Source organism: Bacteroides sp. 3_2_5 (assembly GCF_000159855.2).
Classification (GTDB): Bacteria; Bacteroidota; Bacteroidia; order Bacteroidales; family Bacteroidaceae; genus Bacteroides; species Bacteroides fragilis.
On sequence record NZ_JH636045.1, the window covers coordinates 587,560 to 606,164 of the forward strand.

At 41.2% G+C, this 18,605-nt stretch carries 16 protein-coding genes; 8 read left to right on the top strand and 8 right to left on the bottom strand.

Annotated features, from left to right (window positions below; all coding sequences use genetic code 11):
• Positions 1-63: 63 nt before the first annotated feature.
• The gene (locus tag BSHG_RS02570) at positions 64-282 is read right to left on the bottom strand and encodes a winged helix-turn-helix domain-containing protein (RefSeq protein WP_005789734.1); all 219 of its coding nucleotides are present in this window, start codon (positions 280-282) and stop codon (positions 64-66) included.
• A 240-nt stretch (positions 283-522) separates the two neighbouring features.
• On the opposite strand from BSHG_RS02570, the gene BSHG_RS02565 reads away from it, so the two are divergent.
• A complete protein-coding gene (locus BSHG_RS02565) occupies positions 523-2,262 on the top strand; it encodes a thiamine pyrophosphate-dependent enzyme (RefSeq protein ID WP_005789735.1) in 1,740 nt (579 codons plus the stop codon).
• Positions 2,263-2,482: 220 nt separating this feature from the next.
• Here BSHG_RS02565 and BSHG_RS02560 read toward each other — a convergent pair whose 3' ends face one another.
• The 5 genes from BSHG_RS02560 to BSHG_RS02540 form a co-directional block, all read right to left on the bottom strand.
• A complete protein-coding gene (locus tag BSHG_RS02560; protein WP_005789736.1) occupies positions 2,483-3,058 on the bottom strand; it encodes a flavodoxin family protein in 576 nt (191 codons plus the stop codon).
• Between the two features lie 197 nt (positions 3,059-3,255).
• Positions 3,256-4,539, bottom strand: a complete 1,284-nt coding sequence (locus BSHG_RS23180; protein ID WP_008661268.1) for a galactose oxidase — start codon at positions 4,537-4,539, stop codon at positions 3,256-3,258.
• A 25-nt stretch (positions 4,540-4,564) separates the two neighbouring features.
• Positions 4,565-5,722: a 6-bladed beta-propeller gene (locus tag BSHG_RS02550; protein ID WP_005814834.1), complete on the bottom strand. Its 1,158-nt coding sequence runs from the start codon at positions 5,720-5,722 to the stop codon at positions 4,565-4,567.
• 145 nt (positions 5,723-5,867) lie between these two features.
• On the bottom strand, positions 5,868-7,505 hold the full coding sequence (gene groL / locus BSHG_RS02545) for a chaperonin GroEL (protein WP_008661271.1): 1,638 nt from the start codon (positions 7,503-7,505) through the stop codon (positions 5,868-5,870).
• Positions 7,506-7,547: 42 nt separating this feature from the next.
• Positions 7,548-7,820: a co-chaperone GroES gene (locus BSHG_RS02540; RefSeq protein WP_005789740.1), complete on the bottom strand. Its 273-nt coding sequence runs from the start codon at positions 7,818-7,820 to the stop codon at positions 7,548-7,550.
• A gap of 681 nt (positions 7,821-8,501) precedes the next feature.
• Between BSHG_RS02540 and BSHG_RS02535 the strand changes: the two genes are divergently transcribed.
• From BSHG_RS02535 to BSHG_RS02505, 7 genes are all read left to right on the top strand, one after another.
• Positions 8,502-9,701: a FimB/Mfa2 family fimbrial subunit gene (locus tag BSHG_RS02535; protein WP_008661273.1), complete on the top strand. Its 1,200-nt coding sequence runs from the start codon at positions 8,502-8,504 to the stop codon at positions 9,699-9,701.
• 30 nt (positions 9,702-9,731) lie between these two features.
• Entirely contained in the window at positions 9,732-10,871 is a 1,140-nt protein-coding gene (locus tag BSHG_RS02530) for a hypothetical protein (protein WP_032497499.1), read from the top strand.
• A gap of 13 nt (positions 10,872-10,884) precedes the next feature.
• Positions 10,885-12,018, top strand: a complete 1,134-nt coding sequence (locus BSHG_RS02525; protein WP_008661275.1) for a DUF5031 domain-containing protein — start codon at positions 10,885-10,887, stop codon at positions 12,016-12,018.
• Between the two features lie 17 nt (positions 12,019-12,035).
• On the top strand, positions 12,036-13,118 hold the full coding sequence (locus BSHG_RS02520) for a hypothetical protein (RefSeq protein WP_008661276.1): 1,083 nt from the start codon (positions 12,036-12,038) through the stop codon (positions 13,116-13,118).
• A gap of 83 nt (positions 13,119-13,201) precedes the next feature.
• Complete coding sequence (locus BSHG_RS02515) at positions 13,202-14,020, top strand: hypothetical protein (protein ID WP_005789745.1); 819 nt, start codon at positions 13,202-13,204, stop codon at positions 14,018-14,020.
• A 25-nt stretch (positions 14,021-14,045) separates the two neighbouring features.
• The gene (locus BSHG_RS02510) at positions 14,046-16,082 is read left to right on the top strand and encodes a carboxypeptidase-like regulatory domain-containing protein (RefSeq protein ID WP_008661278.1); all 2,037 of its coding nucleotides are present in this window, start codon (positions 14,046-14,048) and stop codon (positions 16,080-16,082) included.
• A 3-nt stretch (positions 16,083-16,085) separates the two neighbouring features.
• Positions 16,086-16,628, top strand: a complete 543-nt coding sequence (locus BSHG_RS02505) for a DUF3575 domain-containing protein (RefSeq protein ID WP_005789757.1) — start codon at positions 16,086-16,088, stop codon at positions 16,626-16,628.
• 186 nt (positions 16,629-16,814) lie between these two features.
• On the opposite strand, the gene BSHG_RS02500 is transcribed toward BSHG_RS02505, so the two are convergent.
• Positions 16,815-17,696 carry a polyphosphate kinase 2 family protein gene (locus BSHG_RS02500; RefSeq protein WP_008661279.1) on the bottom strand — a complete coding sequence of 294 codons (882 nt, stop codon included), beginning with the start codon at positions 17,694-17,696 and terminating at the stop codon, positions 16,815-16,817.
• A 328-nt stretch (positions 17,697-18,024) separates the two neighbouring features.
• Positions 18,025-18,603 (bottom strand): hypothetical protein, encoded by a 579-nt coding sequence (locus BSHG_RS02495; RefSeq protein WP_008661280.1) that lies wholly within the window; start codon positions 18,601-18,603, stop codon positions 18,025-18,027.
• Positions 18,604-18,605 lie beyond the last annotated feature (2 nt).

Genomic DNA, 18,605 nt, shown 5'->3' on the forward strand with positions numbered 1-18,605 from the left:
CTTTTGGGGTACACTTCAAATGGACTGTTCCGGGGATTTCTTTGTCATAATAAGCAGCATCATCTACCCAATATAAACATTTACACAGAGGTAAACATAGAGTTCTTCCTCTTCCTGTTCAAACTCAATCTTATCTTCTCTGGCCAACCAACCCAAAGCTGCCCCCAAATCCTTGTCCTTCAGTCCGGATTTCTTTTTCAGGTTACCATAACTCCATTTGTCATTGTTACTCAACAATTGCCAAACTTTTCCGGCATTCAAGCCGATTTCATTTTTATCCATTTGATACAAAAGTTTAAAGGTTAAAACACATAAAGTTACTATTTACGCGGTGAAAGTTAACAAAATTATGCACGCATTGTTATTACAAAGACACTAAAAACATATCACATACGATATTTTTAACATAAAATTCGTCTTATATACCCATCTATCAAGGATATTAGCATACGTTAAATATACAACTTTTTATCACAACTACCTGTTATTGCAACATCAAATCACCTAAACTTAACGATAAATATGGCAAAGAAGGTAGCAGAACAGCTTGTCGATACGCTGATTGAGGCAGGCGTCAGAAGAATTTATGCAGTGACAGGCGACAGCCTGAACGAAGTAAACGAGGCCGTGAGGCAAAATGAGGCAATGAAGTGGATTCATGTCCGCCACGAAGAAACCGGTGCGTATGCCGCAGGTGCAGAAGCGCAACTGACCGGACTACCGGGATGTTGTGCGGGCAGCAGTGGTCCGGGGCATGTCCACTTAATTAACGGACTTTACGATGCGCATCGCTCGGGAGCACCTGTGATAGCCATCGCTTCCACTATTCCGACAGGAGAGTTCGGAACCGAATATTTCCAGGAAACCAATACCGTCAAGCTATTCAACGATTGTAGCTTTTACAATGAAGTGGCTACTACTCCCGAGCAGTTTCCCCGTATGCTGCAATCGGCCCTCCAGACGGCAACCACCCGGAAAGGAGTAGCCGTAGTCGGACTTCCCGGCGACCTGGCAAAGAAACCGGCAGTCAAGGTAGAGTCCTCGGAACAGATTTATCCGCTTGCCTCGTCTGTCTGTCCGGCAGAAGAAGACCTGATACGGCTGGCAGGGATGCTCAATCATTACGAACGTATCACTTTGTTTTGCGGCATAGGCTGCAAAGGGGCACATGAAGAAATCATCCGGATGTCTGAAACCTTAAATGCTCCTGTAGCATACACTTTTAAAGGAAAAATGGAAGTACAATATGACAATCCCTATGAAGTAGGGATGACCGGCCTGCTGGGCATGCCCTCGGGCTATTACAGCATGCATGAAGCGGAAGTACTTGTCATGTTGGGCACCGATTTCCCTTACTCTGCTTTTCTACCCGACGATATCAAAATCGTTCAGGTAGACATTAAGCCCGAAAGACTGGGACGACGCGCCAAAGTGGATCTCGGGCTTTGCGGAGATGTACGTTCTACACTCCGTGCCCTGCTGCCTATGTTGCAACAAAAGAAGAATGACTCTTTCTTACGGAAACAACTGAAACGTTATGAAGGGGTTAAGAAGGATCTGGCGGCATATACGGAAGACAAAGGCAAAATGGACCAGATCCATCCGGAATATGTAATGTCCGAAATTAATAATATTTCCTCCGACGACGCCATCTATACGGTAGATACGGGCATGACGTGTGTATGGGGTGCCCGCTATCTGCAGGCAACCGGAAAGCGTCACATGCTGGGATCCTTCAATCATGGTTCTATGGCAAACGCATTGCCACAGGCCATCGGAGCGGCATTGGCTTGTCCGGACAGGCAAGTGATCGCACTTTGTGGTGACGGAGGACTGTCCATGACACTGGGTGACCTGGAAACAGTAGTACAATATAAACTTCCCATAAAAATCATCGTATTCAATAACCGTTCGCTAGGTATGGTAAAACTGGAAATGGAAGTAGACGGATTGCCGGACTGGCAGACCGATATGCTAAATCCGAATTTCGCACAAGTAGCCGAAGCAATGGGGATGACAGGGTTCAACGTATCAGATCCGGAAGAAGTATTAAATACATTATGTAACGCTTTCGAGCTGGAAGGTCCAGTATTAATAAATGTCATGACTGATCCGAATGCTTTGGCTATGCCTCCGAAAATCGAATTGGGGCAGATGGTAGGCTTTGCCCAGTCTATGTATAAACTGCTGATCAATGGTCGGTCACAAGAAGTTATCGATACGATTAATTCGAATTTCAAACATATCAGAGAAGTATTTTAATGACGAACGGATGGATATGTGATTGACAGACATCCACCAACTGCATTTCAAAACTGAGCAGGGAAACGCACCGAAGGAGGTAGGCATAATTCACCACAGATTACACAGATTATCACAGAGTGAACTTAATCTATTGATAACTAATCATATTCGTCTGTGTAAATCTATGTAATCTGTCGTGAATACGAGTTTCGACACATCCTCAAACCTTTCATTCGCGTTAATTATGTATCGCCTTCAGAAGCCATGCCAACTGCACTCCCAGGTCTTTCATGTTTCTCAACCCTTCTGCGTCATCAAAAACCTCTCCCGGCATTTCACCAATACCGAAATTCCAGTAGGTAGATCCGGGAACAATCATTCCGCTTCCGAGCATAAAACGGTTCAGTTCATCATACACTGTTACAGCACCGCCCCTACGGACACTAATTACAGCCGCCCCCACCTTACGTGTCAGTGTACGTCCCTGACCGATCGTGGTCAGTCCCAACCGATCCATAAATGCCTTCATTTCGGCACTCACACTGCCGTAATAAGTAGGCGAAGCCAGAATAATACCGTCTGCTTCCTGGGCCTTTTGGATGAACTCATTCATTGGATCGGTCTTAATCGCACATTTCCCGTCCTTTGTCTTGAAACAGGTATAACATGAGGCACAACCGCGCAATAGTTTTCCACCCAACTGTACTAATTCGGTCTCTATACCGGCTTCCTGTATCGGTTTAAAAACTTCTTTAATTAAAAGCTCTGTGTTGCCACCCTTACGAGGGCTTCCATTAAACGCCACAATCTTCATTTTGTCTGTTCTTTTATAGGTTTAAAATACAAATATAATCAGTTAAATATGCGATGGTTAAAGTAATATTGTTTCCGAGCCTTCTATTTTGTTTTATTATTGATGCGCACTCTTATTTTAACACTATTTACCGTAATCAATATATTAATAAGAGGGGGAATGAAAAGAAAACAGAGCGGCCCAATACCCTTGACCCGTTAAGGATTAATCTGACTTACGTCAATGGCAATTACATCTCGATGAGGAACTACATATATCCCTTGACGGTTACACCCACCCACTATGTAAAGCGTATTCCTCCAGTAGAAAAGTCCTGCATTTTCCACATCCAAAGCAGCCAGTTCGTATATACGCATTGTATCTGTTTCAATATGGTAGACCTGTAAGTTGCGATTCTCAAAAATATAAATGTAGCTGCCATCAGAAGCCAGCCCGGGATAGGAAACCCCGTCTTTCAAGTCACACAATCGCCGCCATTCTCCCGTCCGCAAATCGTAGCTCGCTGCTGTCCACATAGGGGCTGTATGATAACCACCCCAGAAATACACCTTATCTCCCACCAGGATGCCATTCATCCTGCCGTACCGCCCAGCAGGAAGAGTACCTTCCAATTCATACCAGACACCTCGTTTCAAATCAAGCGTGTGTATTTTATTAGAATAAGCTTTTTCTCTTATAGCTCCTCCCATCGCATACAAGCAGTCATCGTAAATGAAAGAAGTGAAGTCGACCGCCTGATGGGGATTCACGGGATCGACATACAGTGTATCCTTATCAGGATCATAAATTTCCATTGTAGCATCTGTATATTCCAACTGCCGGTTAGTGGAAAATCTTTTCCCTCCTAAGACAAAAATTTTGCCGTTATAAAAATGGGCAGCATGGCCGGCACGAGGTACAAAGCCTTTTGCACCTTTCCTCCATACATCGGTTGCGATATCATACACATACATATTGGAAGAGCGATACTCCCAAGCTTCAGTACCCTGCCTGTGTTTATCAGTAACCATTCGGACCAGTGTTTCGTCACCGGCAACCACATAAATTTTTCCTGCATGCAGAAATCCTCCGAAAGAGTATAAAGGCTTGGGTAAAGGAGACAGTGAAGTCCATTCCAGGAAGAATGGTAGACGCTCTCTACTAACCACTACCTCATGCAGCAATTGGGGATGCTCATGTAGAACCACTTTATATCCAAGATGCTGTAATTCGGATAATGTACACTTCAACAGAAAGTAACCGACATGCGAAAAGACAATGGTATCACTTATCGTTATCTGATCACGGCTAAACATAAATTCTCCATTTCGGTCTGTCGATCCGATTCCAACGGAATCTTTCTGCAAGTAAATATTCACATCGGATAAAGACCGGCCCTTCACACCATCGACAACGATTCCCTTAGTCTGGGCATCAACAACCGATCTCCCCCAAAAGAGAACACATAGAAATAGAATCACGCGCAAGTACTTTGTCAACATATCGCTCCCCCCCAAAAAAGATGAACTACAACTCCATCACCATCAATATCGGATTATCATCCTCCCTTATCTTTACCCCTGGAATTTCACCCATAGCTTCATCCGCAGGAATAAAGAAAGCAATTTTATTTCCACTTATATAATCTGGTAATAATCTGATGACAGTACCCGAAGGAAAACGAAACCGGATTCCACGGAGCGTTGTAAATTGATTGGGACGGGTCAAGATACTTCTCGATACGATTTGATTCGTTTTCCGACTCCATATTTCACCCAGGACTTGCTCCTTGTATGTATACTGCAAATAATAATATCCCGGAAAAGTTTTAATAAACAATCCTTTAATGAATGGATCATATTGATTCCATTTCATGAATTGCTTTACATCTTCCAAAGACGGCGCATATTTGCCCTTACGCAGAATAAAGTCAAGTTTCAATCCATCAGGAGTCAGGAGAAAAACACTATCGCTATAAATGTGATTAAACAAACAAATGTCAGGGGCACACTCTTCTCCAGTGGTATTCAACATAATGGCTCCCCGTGTAATATAATCGGCCGTCGAATCAAAAGGCAAAATGGGAAACTTCACCCGCAGCGTCGTATCCGTCACAATAATTTCTGATTTGCCTTTACTGAAACTGCCACGAAAGAAATAAGTATCGCTCTGCATGTGCAATAAGTAATTAAACTCGGAATCGGCCAAACTGATCTCCCGGAGAAATTTCCCCTGCTTATTATAAATAATATGCTTATAACTGCCATTATCAAAAATACGAATAGTGGAATCTTTTGAATGATATACAACTGAAGATAAATTAACATATTCTCCTGGTCCATTGCCTACATGCCGGAAAGTACTTAAGAAATTACCTTTATAATCGACACAATTTATCCATTGGCTTTTCCCTTCCATAATAATGCACATATCATCATCGAGATATTCTATTACAGGATGGCCATCCATCAGATGGGAAGAGGCCAATGGTATATAGGTAATCTTTCTGGCCACACTATTCCACATAAACGTATCAGGAACTTGTTTATGGATTGCCGAAGCAAAATCCAATACCGGTATAGTATCTCCTTCTACTTTGTTCTCACCGGTATTAATCCCCGGCTGAGAAGTACAAGCCATCACCCCAAAAGTGATGAACCATAAGAATATAAGATGTGTCTTCATATATAAGTTTGTTTTGCTTTGGATATACGAATGTACACAATTATATAATCTCGACAAAGCGTTCCACGCAATATCCGCAGTAGCCAACAAAAAAAAGCTGCTTCCGTTTCCGAAAGCAGCTTCTTTTTTCAATCTTGGGAACAAATTACATCATTCCACCCATTCCTCCCATTCCGGGAGCGCCCATCGGCATTTCGGGTTTATCTTCTTTCTTTTCTACAATCACACATTCAGTAGTCAGGAACATACCTGCGATAGAAGCGGCATTTTCCAAAGCAACACGTGTCACTTTAGCAGGATCTACCACACCTGCAGCATGCATATTTTCGTAAACATCGGTACGGGCATTGTAACCAAAGTCACCTTTACCTTCACTCACCTTCTGAACAACGACTGCACCTTCTTTACCTGCATTGGCAACAATCTGGCGAAGCGGTTCTTCAATCGCACGCTTGATGATAGCAATACCGGTAGTCTCGTCATCATTCTCACCCTTCAATCCGTCAAGTGATTCAATAGCACGAATGTAAGCTACACCACCACCGGCTACAATACCTTCTTCGATAGCAGCACGAGTAGCACGAAGAGCATCGTCCACACGGTCTTTTTTCTCTTTCATTTCTACTTCTGAAGCAGCACCTACATACAGAACAGCTACACCACCTGATAATTTAGCCAGACGTTCCTGCAATTTTTCACGATCGTAGTCTGATTTAGTAACAGCAATCTGAGCTTTAATCTGATCGCAACGTTCTTTGATGTTTTCTTTAGCACCGGCACCGTTTACAATTGTAGTGTTGTCTTTAGAAACAGTCACTTTGTCAGCAGTACCCAACATTTCGATAGTAGCCTGTTCCAGTTTCAGACCTTTCTCTTCACTGATCACTACACCACCTGTCAATACGGCAATGTCTTCCAACATCTCTTTTCTACGGTCACCGAATCCCGGAGCTTTCACTGCACAGATCTTCAACTGAGAACGCAGACGGTTCACTACCAGTGTAGTCAACGCTTCACTGTCTACATCTTCTGCAATAACCAACAGAGGACGACCAGACTGAACGGCCGGTTCAAGGATAGGCAAGAAGTCTTTCAGATTAGAAATTTTCTTATCGTAAATCAGGATATACGGTTTCTCCATCTCACACTCCATTTTCTCTGTGTTAGTCACAAAGTAAGCTGACAGATAACCACGATCGAACTGCATACCTTCCACCACACCGATTGTAGTGTCAGTACCTTTAGCTTCTTCGATAGTAATCACACCGTCTTTAGAAACCTTACGCATAGCATCGGCAATCAGTTTACCGATAACCGGATCATTGTTAGCAGAAACAGTAGCAACCTGCTCAATCTTGTCATAGTTGTCACCCACTTTCTCTGCCTGGTGTTTAATAGAATCAACCACTTTGGCAACCGCCTTATCGATACCACGTTTAATATCCATAGGGCTTGCACCGGCAGTTACATTCTTCAGACCCTCAGCAATAATAGCCTGAGCCAAAACAGTTGCAGTAGTTGTACCGTCACCGGCATCATCACCTGTTTTTGAAGCCACTTCTTTCACCAACTGTGCACCGGTATTCTGGTAAGCATCTGTCAGTTCAATTTCTTTTGCTACAGTCACACCATCTTTAGTAATGTGAGGAGCACCGAATTTCTTTTCAATAATCACATTACGTCCTTTCGGGCCTAGTGTTACTTTTACTGCATTAGCCAAAGCATCAACACCTTTTTTCAATTGATCGCGAGCTTCGATATTGAATAATATTTCTTTTGCCATAACGATTTTACTATTTAATTAATTGATTAGACACTACGTTTATTAACCCAAAACAGCGAGAACATCGCTCTGACGCATAATGAGGTATTTTGTACCTTCTACTTCAAGTTCCGTTCCAGCATACTTTCCATAAAGAACAGTATCGCCTGCCTTTAATACCATTTCTTCGTCTTTCGTACCGTGACCAACTGCCACAACTTCACCCTTCAAAGGTTTTTCTTTTGCTGTATCAGGAATAATGATACCACCAATTGTTTTTTCTTCTGCAGGTGCAGGGAGTATCAGCACTCTGTCTGCTAATGGTTTAATGTTCATAGTTACTTTTTATTTTTTATATGTTATACTTATTATAGTAATATTTTGTCCTTTTAGCCGGACGAATAACCTATTGCGAAAAGCGTGCCAAAAAGAAAGAATGATTGTTTGTCAGAGAAGGACTGACAAAATGACTGATGGCCTTTGAGAAAAAAAGACGCTTACTTAATAGGTAAGAGAATGATAAATCAGTCCTTTTGTTGCTGCAAATGTATGGATTCTTTTTAATGTAACCAAAATATTTCATTTCTTTTTTTATAATGAAACTATTTAATATGCGACTATTATCTCAACTCTTTTAATTAAATTGTTATCTATGCATATTTTTTAAAGTAAATATAATTCTTTATTATAAAATAATTCATATCTAGATATTCATTCCTAATTAAAGATACGGTTTCAGGTCAGAATCATTTGCATAGCCATATATTCATTAAAATTATTCTCTTACCTATTAAGTATGAGAAAAGTCTTTTTTCCAGTCTTTATATTACATTATCTCACATTGCCTCTGTAAGAGGTAAGAGCGTAGCATACCTAATCAACAAATTATTTTCTAATTATTTTCCAGAAGCTCTGCAAGCTCAGCATAGCTATTTTAAACTCATACCCACTTCCTCGGAAGGAGGAGATCGCCCACGACCCGATCATTCACTAAAGAAACAACAAATACTTAACATTATGAAATCATTTAAAATCATGCTCATCACGGTATTATCCGTAATGACTCTGAGTTGTAGCGAGAAAACGACGACAGAAATTCCTGAAACAGAATTGAAAAACATTAGTTGTAGCACCCAATTAGTCACTCATTCATCTACTCAAACCAGAGGAGCGGCACCAACAACCTTGAATGAAAACGATTTCGTGCTTTATGCATTCAAAAAAAACGGTGAAGGTAACTTTAGTTATGAAGAAGCCAAACATGAAACAAGTGTCATTGATGGCGGAGTTTGGAAATACAATGCAGCTTTCCCAGTAGGCACCTACAAATTCATCGCATTTTATAACCTGGACGAGAAGAACCAAGCCGCTCTCAACACGACCATAACAGGTATCAGTAACCAAACTTGGGAAAACATATTGAAGAGTATTGTTATTACCCATTTTCCTTCCGCCACCGATCAATGCCATGAAGATATGAATGAAATATTCTGTGGCAAAACAAAAGATGCAATCGATATCTCCAGTGGAATCGGCGGAGATGACAATGAAATAAAAATCAAATTAACTCTGGAACGCATTGTATCACGTATCGACATTAAGTTTATCAAAGTGGCATCGGATGACGACCATATAGAAGTACCTTATGCTACCGGCAATATTTTCGGTGGAACAGGTACTACTTCGTTGACTTCGTTAATCTTCACATCGTCCAACGTACCTCTTAAATATAATCTTAATGGAGAAAATCCGGATTATGTTACAGGAGTTCAATGCCAAGTCACTTACGCTGCTCCATCATTTCAATACGGAGAAGCCAATGCAGATGCAGTCAAGGCACTTGATTACCAGCCATTCCCCAAAAATGCCGATGCCATTAACAACAATATGGAAACTAATATTAAAAAAGGCATAGCCAAGGGTGGAGCTTACTTCATGGGATCGTATTTACTTCCATTTCCCTCATCATCGCAAACACTGAATGCCAACATTCAACTCAACAAGGCTAATCAAGAACGAACCATCAAAGTTCCCGGTTTCACTGTTACCTCAAATTATGTTTCTATAATTACTGTCAGGCTGAAGTCTTCGACTGATGCCGGAGACAATAACAACGGTAATGACGACGAACACTTATTTAATCCTAAATCTACTTTTATCGTAGAAATAGAAAAGACCTATGATGGCATTCACAATACGAATGTAGACGTCGAATAAAAATCCATTAGAATTTTTCTGCCAAACCCTATGACAATGAAACGCTACATCCGACAAATACTTTTGGGAACACTTTTGCTGGGGAGTGCCTGTACCAATCACCAGGAAGTTATCGAAGAAGATACTTCTGTCAGTGTCGTGTTTAAAACCCGGCAACTACCTTCTACCAAACGAGAAAATGACGACGAAATTTCTGTTCTTATATTTAGAAAAGAGAAAGACCAATTTACCAAAGTAGAAAGTATCCAAGAGAGTCCATGGCTTTTCGAACAAGAACAATTGCAGAAGAATATCTTACTGCCAACAGGGATCTATCGATTTCTGTTGGCAAAAGGATTCTCAAACTCCCCGGGAAACTCTGGGAAAATATCATTTGTGACAGACAATAATCCGGGAAACTTAGTTTCCACTTCGTATGATCGGAACTATTATTTTCAATATCCTACCCGAACCTTAAACGGACAAACGGAACTCAATCACTGTACAACCGCTCTATTCACTGACAAAAATGAAGAATCGGCACAAAATAGTCAGACAGAATATGACTTATCCCAAACGAACAGGACACTGATTGCCCGAAAAATCAGCCATTTGCAGGGACAATTGTGTTTCATCATTCAAAGAGCTAAAAAAGAAAACGGACAATACACATTAATAGATTCACCCGAAAACAGCTTCGATAATGCATTGAAAAAAATCAGTGCCATAAATCTCACAATAGAAGGCAGCAGCCAATGTTGCTATTTAAGTGAAACCGGACTGATATTTAAAAGCCCAATGTCATATCACTGTTTGGTACGGCTCCAGAATGGGGACTATTCTTTTAAAAGATTTGATGCAGACCAGTTCGTATCCTTGTTCAGCCCGATTATAGAGAAAACAGATTATCAAAGATATGAGGGAGCCGCTTATTGTGAAGGTCCGTTGCTATTCCCCGCTCCTCTTGATCAGACAATCCGTGTAACCATTGACATCGATTACACAGGAACGTTGAAAAACAAAACCTTTACGTTAGAAAACATCCCCTTGGAGCGCAACAAGATGTATCTGTTCACTCTTTGGCTTCTAAATGAAGATGTTGACATTTCCATCTCTCCCGATGCCGATTTGGACTTGGAAGAACTCAAATTCAATAATCAAATCACCGGGAATGACGGATTCTGGAACTAATAATATATAGTCAATGAAACCACATACACTTTTTCTGACTTTAGGAATCCTATTGCTCGGATTCTCCGCATGCGAGCCACTCAATGAAACTCCCGAGACGCCCGCTTTCAGTCTCAACCTGACATCTCCTGACGGAGAGCCCTCCACCGATAACGACAATGCGGTATTGCAAAAACTGGTATACCATCTTTTTATTTTCCGTTCCAATACTGCCAATCCTTCCCCCGATAATGACGGCTCCAATTACACTTTTTGGAGGCATACCGGAGATCTCACCCTAAAGCAAATCCGGGAATACACTTTATCCATCCCCAGTGAATCTACAGATCGGTCTTATCTGCTGCTAGTTCACGCCACCCCTAAAGAAAAGCCGGAATCTGAGATCATAAGCAAAGAAGGAATGACTTTCAGTGAGTCAGAAATCAGCATGATAAAAGAAAACGATAACAACTATGTCCCGCTTTCAAAAGATAACTATTACGCCATTCAACAACTCACTCCCGAGGATATAGCGCAAGGGAAAACGTCTATCGAATTCAAATTAAAGCGGGCTGTGGGAGAATTGGTATTTGACGTAATGAAATGCGATGAAAAAAGCCACAACCCGATTGACATTGATACAGAATGTTCTTCAACTTTAGACAGAGTGTTTCGGATCGATATAGCAGTCAATGGCGTGATCCCCAAAGTTTCATTAACCAACGAAACCAGGAATCCCGAACGGATCAACATCTGTTTTTCTAAAGAAATAGTTCTCAAAAGCGACTATACCCCTGATTTTGCAAACAACACAGGAGTCATAGAGCCACTTACTAATGCTCCATTGGATACGAATGAAAAAGCCGTAAAAGGTGCGACACGCATCTGTGGCCCCTATCTCTTCTCCAAAATGACATTAGATTATCCGGACGAAGGAGCAACGGATCCGGAAGAAGGTATCAAGACCATACTCAACTTTTCGTACTACGATACCACTCCTCTTCCGAACGGGAGCTATAGCACGAAAAAACTTATTCTTTCTCTTACCGACAAGCCATTGACGATTGTGAAAGACCATTATACGGTGACCAATATACGTTTGCGGAACAACCGTATCATAGATCTTTCCGTTTCGGGTGACTTCGGAATAGATTGGAAATGGGATTGAAAAACAACAATAAGAATATGATGAAAAACAAATTACTATCTATTTGGATAGGATGTGGGAGTGTATTATGTTCATATACCTCTTGTAGCAAGGAAATGGAATTCATCGACAGCCCCAATGAACAGGTGACCATTCAACTAACCACTACCATCGACGGCCAAGGGTTTTCAACTGACAATGAAATCATACCAATGAAAACCCGAAGCACCCGATCAACAGACTACTACGTAACGGCAATATATGACAGCCGGTTGGTAATTATTAAAGAGACAGGGCAATCTGCCTGGAGCATAGAAAAAATAGAGGATAATGTTATTCCTCAGGGATATATCAAATCCTCCGATGCATGTAAGTATACCATGCAGACAGCACTTCGTCCAGGAAATTACAAATTCATGCTACTCGTTAACGGTCCGAAAAACGAAGCATTACACCTATATCAAAGTTTTTCGGAAGAGGATGTACCATGGCTAACGGATACTGAGAAAGACTATTCCGGATATGAAATCTTTTTCGCTACATCGGGCATCGTCACCATTAAGAAAACAGATAGGTTAGAGGAGTGCGGACAGTATCACCCGCTTCCCACCCCATTGGTTCTTAAGCGGTATTCTTCTCTAATCAGACTGTGTGCAACAGGAGACGATTTTTGGGGAAGCCTTGAAAGAGCAACAGATATCTCTTATAGTATAAAAGAACAAAGTATAAATGGAATAAATCTATTAGGACAGATCGTAAGTAAAGACACCGAGCTGTCTTTCGGAACTTTAACGGCAAGCATCAGAAAGAATTTTGAATGTCAACTCGGAGATAAGAAACTTTTTTTCAGTTATTTTGGAGATGAAGACGAAGCCAAGCAATTGCAAAACATATTAACTCCTTCTGACGGTAAAGATATTACTGTAACCATTTTCCAAAAAGAAAAGCAAACATCTCCTATCGAAACAACAACCCAAGCAAAACCCAATCAAGTGACAACCCTTATCCTTGATAAGACAGAATCAGTTTTAAACTGGAATCAATCTCCTATTATAGGCACACCTATCGATTGGGATCCTGATAATATTCCATGGGGACATTTAGAACTCAATTTTTTATAATGAAAACAAAATACATTTTATACCTTCTGTCTTTAGTCTTTCTTCTTAGTAGTTGCTGGAAAGAAGACTTGAAAAACTGCTGGATGGGCGATGTCACCTTGACAATTGTCGCAGAAAAATTCCAGCAACCCGCCACTGATGAAGGAAAACTGGAAGAGAACTTGTCTACCAGAATCAACAGTATACGTTATTATCTCTATAAAGACAACGTGCTTATCCATTCCGGAATCATCGATAACGTTACCGACCTGAATACAGATGCTTACAAACTGACCTTTCCTAAATTAGCATTTGGAGATTATTGTCTGGCACTTGCTACCAATGTTTCAGAAGAAGAGTTGCCTGATACGACTACTCCTGAGGCTCTCAACCTAAACTATCCGGGAGTTGAACAGACCAAAGACTACTTCACGTCTTGTTATGATTTCACCGTCGATTGCGAATGCGGTTACCAGGATTTCGTAATTCTACGACGTACACAGGGCGTCACTCAATTCCAGCTGAAACAGTTACCCGAAAACATTACCGGAATTGGAATAGAGATACACAAAGTAGCAGCAACCTGTCAAATCGATACTCTATACAAAGGTGAAACGATAGCCGAATACCACACTACAGTTGCAGAAGTCACTAACGCCGAAGAAGTTGCCGACTTCAGCATAGGTACTTTCCCGACGTCCGGACCGGAAAATGCCAGTATTACCTTAAAATTATATGCCGATGATCATTCCGGCTCCCCTATCTATCAAAAAACACTGAACAACATATCCATTCTACGCAATCAACTGACCCGTATTAGTACAGACTTTAATCACAGTATCCTCGGCAACTCGGGATTCTCCATAGCAATCAATCCCGACTGGGACGGTATACATGACGATGATGAAACAATCATACCTTAACTCCGGTTATTTAACACAACTAATTATGAAAAAGAGAATACAAATCCTGATAATTGTCATATTATATGCTTTGATGTTTGTCCCTCTTTCCGCCCAAACTCCACATACCATCAGCGGTATCGTTAAAGACAGGGCATCAGTTCCCATTTCGGGAGTCAATATCCGAGTAGAAGGGCAGAAATGGAAAGCCTCCACCGGAAAAGAAGGGAAGTTTACATTGGAAATTCCTCAAAACTCCACCATCACCTTTTCCTCTGTTGGTTATGAGCCGGTCACCATCCATTCCGGTGAGAAGAAATGGATAGAAATCACTCTCAAAGAATCTCAAAGCCTGTTGCCCGAAATAACAGTTACTTCCACATTAAAAAACAGCATGAAATTTGTTTTCGCTCCGTCCGACCTGGAGCTGATCAAAGACATGCTCTACCTTAAAACGAGATATAAAATCCCCTCCAAACGCTTTCAAAGTGATTCCCGGGTCATCATTCAACCCATTCTCTCAAACAATAGCCGGGGAACTCAAAAAAACTTCTCTCCCATTGTGTACGATGGCAAGAATTATGATATTTTACTCCGGCGAGGAAACGTCTGCGGCGACCGGGCTGAAAAAGAATATTATTCACGCTTTGCACAGGTCATAGACCCTGACTCCATTTGTAACCAGACGTTGACTTATGCGGACTCGTGTACGGTGGACGACATCAACGACCTATATACAACCGAAGTACGCATCAAAATAAGCACTTTCTGCCAGGATGAATATCGGGATACGATTCGTATCACCAACGGCATTATCTACCCGATGCGGTTCTTTAACTATAATCTGAGTGCAATGGACTTGGACAACAGCTACATCCCCAAGCAGACTCCGCTCAACTTCAATGAAAAAGGAGAAATGCATCTTCGTTTTCGCCCTGAAGACGCGAACATCTATGAAAATGAAGGAAAAAACGCCGAAGAACTCAGAAAAATGAAAAAGGCATTGGACGACATAGACAAAGATCGAACAAAGACACTGACCACCTTTCAGATCATAGGATACACTTCGCCGGAAGGAACATATGAATATAACCTAAAGCTGGCCAAAAAAAGAATGAAAAATGCAGAAGGAAAAGTATTCGAGAACATTTCCGAAGAAACCATCCGAAAAGCCAAAGTAGATAACGATGCCGTAGTAGAGTCATGGACAACGGTTTGTGAACTCATGGAAAAGGACAGCATTCAAGAAGTATCACAGCTCAAAGAACTGATCAAACGTGCCCGCGGAAACCATAACGAAATATCCTGGGGAGCCAGACGAATGAAGATTTACCCGCTCATCCGGGACCGTTATCTGCCCCGACTCCGAAGAGTAGAATATTTCTATGAATATTCCGAACTACGTACGCTCAATAAAGACGAAATCGACGCTCTTTATAAAAAAGATCCCAAAAAACTGACAGCCAGCGAGTTTTGGAGTTATATCATGAGTCAGAAAGATGCTACGGACGAAAAACGGGAAGCACTTTACAGAGAGGCTCTCTCGATACATCCCGATTTAATGATCGCAGCCAACAACCTGGCATCGCTCTTAATAAAACAAAATCGTGCCGATACCACTCTCCTGAAACCTTTTATCACACAAGATGCTCCCTCAGCCATACTTGTCAACCAAACTGTAGCCTATCTGCAAAAGCGCGACTTCAAAAGGGCGAATCATTTTGCAGAACTCCTGCCTGACAATAAAGATACTGAAATAGTGAAAGCACTTGCTGCCGCCATGGACGGGAAATATCAGGAAGCCTACCCAATATTCGAAAAACAAGGGGGAATCAATCAAGCAATCTTATTGCTGAGTATGAAGCAAAACTCAAAAGCCTGGGAAGTCCTGAAAAAGATAGAAGATACCTCTCCGGACACCGAATATGTGAAAGCGATTGCCGCAAACAGGCTGAATAACGTCAATGAAGCCGTCATTCACCTACGAAATGCCATCACTCAAAAACCATCTTTAAAGGAAATAGCACAAAAAGATGGAGATGTGTTAGATTTACTGGATTTATTAGATTTAGATAAGAAATAAGGTATGAAAAAGAGAGCATTCTTCCTGCTTTTGTTATTGCTGATTCCGTTGACTTCCATACTTTCCCAAGAGATAGCATTAAAAACAAATGTCCTCTCCTGGGCAACCACGACCATAAACCTAGGAGCAGAATTCAAAATATCACCCCGACTGACAGCCGGGGCAGATATCATGTATAAAGGATGGAGTTTTTTATCCGATAACCGCAAAATGGGCGGATTCTTAGTTCAACCCGAAGCTAAGTATTGGTTTTGCATCCCTTTCTATAAGCACTTTATGGGCCTTCATGCCCACTATGGACAATATAACGGTGGATTCAGTAAATATCGTTATCAGGGAGACTTGTACGGTATCGGTTTATCTTATGGTTACCAATGGATATGGAAAAGACGATGGAACATTGAAGTATCTGCGGGAATAGGATATGCATCTATGAACTACGATAAATATGAACGTCCCAAATGCGGACTATTCCTTGGGAAAGACCATTCCAACTATTTTGGATTAACCAAACTCGGAGTCAGCCTGATCTATATACTCAAATAGCAAATACTTTTCATCAGCAATTTCATAGTTCTCTAAAAATTTTATGTTAAAAAGCAAGCGGATGAATCAAAACTCGTATTCACCACAGATTACACAGATTTACACAGAATGATATTTAATCTACTGATAACCAATAATATTTATCTGTGTAATCAGTGGTAAGTTATAAAATACCCTCTTTTATGCTTATTCATTCAATAATGCTCTTTTGAAATCCTCAATCTGATGCCGCGCCTCAACAGGCATTTCCGGATAATGTAAATCAAGTTCATTCATGCGGTCACATAAAATCTGTCCTACTGCATAACGCATGAACCACTTATTATCTGCAGGAATCACATACCAAGGTGCTTCTTCCGTCGAAGTATGGGTCAACATATCCGAATAAGCCTTCATATAGTCGTCCCAATAGCTGCGCTCTTTCAGGTCGGATACGGAAAATTTCCAATTCTTAGCCTCATCTTCCAGCCTTGACAGAAAGCGCCTCTTCTGCTCTTCTTTCGAAACATTCAAGAAGAATTTAATAATGACTGTACCATTCTCCGTCAGGTAGCGTTCGTAATCATTAATCTGACGATAACGCTTTTTCCAAAATTTCGGAGTAATATCTCCCGGTCCCATAATACCCGGTAACTTAGCGGATAAAACAATTTCAGGATGCACTTTTGCAACCAATACATCTTCATAATGTGAGCGATTGAATATACCGATGCGTCCTCTCTCCGGCAGGCATCTGTTGATGTGCCAAAGATAATCATGATCGAGTTCTTCAGCCGATGGCTGTTTAAAAGAATATACCTGACAACCTTGCGGATTGATGCCGGACATCACATGCTTGATCGTCCCGTCCTTTCCGGCAGCATCCATTGCCTGAAAAATAACGAGGACAGCATAACGGTCCTGCGCATACAACTTATCCTGCAAAGAGGAAAGTTTTCCTATGTTTTCAGCCAGCAATGCCTCGGCCTCCGATTTGGTCAAATCACCGGTATAGCGAGCATCAAACTCCGAAACGCTATGTTCCTCACCGGGCTTGGCCAACAGTCTCTTCAAGATTTCCTTTTTCATTCCGCAAATCAGTTAATTATCCTCACATCTTCTTTTTCTAATCATTTACCCATTCGATAATTGAAGTACTTTCTTGAAATCTTCTGGATGAATAGGCCATAGAAAAAGCAATATAGACCAACAGAGCAAGAGCCGTAACAACCAGTAACGTCCTGATTAGAATGAAATGCTGTCTTTGTTTTAACTCGTTTGTATCCATTTCTGATCCTTTCTTTTTAAGGTGCCTCTCTTTACAGGAACACCTGTTATTATCCGGTAATAAAGATACAAAAAATCGGGCAGAAAAGTTTCATCCGATTAGCTAATTAAAGCAAAGGAGGCTTAAATACTATTCCTGCTTTCCCGACTTTAAATCCTGCAACGCACGGACAGCATCTCTAAACCCTTTTAACCGGTCACCGGTCTTATGATAAATAAAATAATCCCCTAAAAAGCCGGCCAGTATCATCACACACAATACTGTTCTAAAAAGAGGATTGTGCCATATATAGAAAAAAGCGATTATAACGGGAGTGATTATCACATACGAAAAAATATAGGTCAGATTCATCAATACCTTATAAGATTGTAACCTTTTATATTGTTGCTCTACATGTTCAGTTACTGTCTTTAAGGTATATATAATCCGAAACATAAGAGTCTGCATGAGCAAAAGCCATATCACCATTCCCAGCAAATACCATGAAATCCAACCTGGAGCTACATTTCTCCAAAAAGTGTAACACACTATTCCCAGAAAGAGACCTAAGACACCGAAAGCCATCTTTTCCACACGCAATTGTTGCTGCAGGTGGGTTTCTTTCTTTGACTGTATCATATCAATAATTATCTGACGGTTAAGCAATTCATTTTTTTCTACCTGCTCGGACAGTTCTGTCCATTTTTGTTTTAATTCATCCAGTTCCATGT

Excerpts from the sequence above, each read along its gene's own strand:
- groL (WP_008661271.1), bottom strand. The coding sequence starts at position 7,505 with ATGGCAAAAGAAATATTATTCAATATCGAAGCTCGCGATCAATTGAAA.
- BSHG_RS02495 (WP_008661280.1), bottom strand. The coding sequence starts at position 18,603 with ATGGAACTGGATGAATTAAAACAAAAATGGACAGAACTGTCCGAGCAG.
- BSHG_RS02520 (WP_008661276.1), top strand. The coding sequence starts at position 12,036 with ATGATGAAAAACAAATTACTATCTATTTGGATAGGATGTGGGAGTGTA.
- BSHG_RS02570 (WP_005789734.1), bottom strand. The coding sequence starts at position 282 with ATGGATAAAAATGAAATCGGCTTGAATGCCGGAAAAGTTTGGCAATTG.
- BSHG_RS02525 (WP_008661275.1), top strand. The coding sequence starts at position 10,885 with ATGAAACCACATACACTTTTTCTGACTTTAGGAATCCTATTGCTCGGA.
- BSHG_RS23180 (WP_008661268.1), bottom strand. The coding sequence starts at position 4,539 with ATGTTGACAAAGTACTTGCGCGTGATTCTATTTCTATGTGTTCTCTTT.
- BSHG_RS02560 (WP_005789736.1), bottom strand. The coding sequence starts at position 3,058 with ATGAAGATTGTGGCGTTTAATGGAAGCCCTCGTAAGGGTGGCAACACA.
- BSHG_RS02515 (WP_005789745.1), top strand. The coding sequence starts at position 13,202 with ATGGGCGATGTCACCTTGACAATTGTCGCAGAAAAATTCCAGCAACCC.
- BSHG_RS02505 (WP_005789757.1), top strand. The coding sequence starts at position 16,086 with ATGAAAAAGAGAGCATTCTTCCTGCTTTTGTTATTGCTGATTCCGTTG.
- BSHG_RS02530 (WP_032497499.1), top strand. The coding sequence starts at position 9,732 with ATGACAATGAAACGCTACATCCGACAAATACTTTTGGGAACACTTTTG.
- BSHG_RS02540 (WP_005789740.1), bottom strand. The coding sequence starts at position 7,820 with ATGAACATTAAACCATTAGCAGACAGAGTGCTGATACTCCCTGCACCT.
- BSHG_RS02510 (WP_008661278.1), top strand. The coding sequence starts at position 14,046 with ATGAAAAAGAGAATACAAATCCTGATAATTGTCATATTATATGCTTTG.
- BSHG_RS02500 (WP_008661279.1), bottom strand. The coding sequence starts at position 17,696 with ATGAAAAAGGAAATCTTGAAGAGACTGTTGGCCAAGCCCGGTGAGGAA.
- BSHG_RS02550 (WP_005814834.1), bottom strand. The coding sequence starts at position 5,722 with ATGAAGACACATCTTATATTCTTATGGTTCATCACTTTTGGGGTGATG.
- BSHG_RS02535 (WP_008661273.1), top strand. The coding sequence starts at position 8,502 with ATGAAATCATTTAAAATCATGCTCATCACGGTATTATCCGTAATGACT.
- BSHG_RS02565 (WP_005789735.1), top strand. The coding sequence starts at position 523 with ATGGCAAAGAAGGTAGCAGAACAGCTTGTCGATACGCTGATTGAGGCA.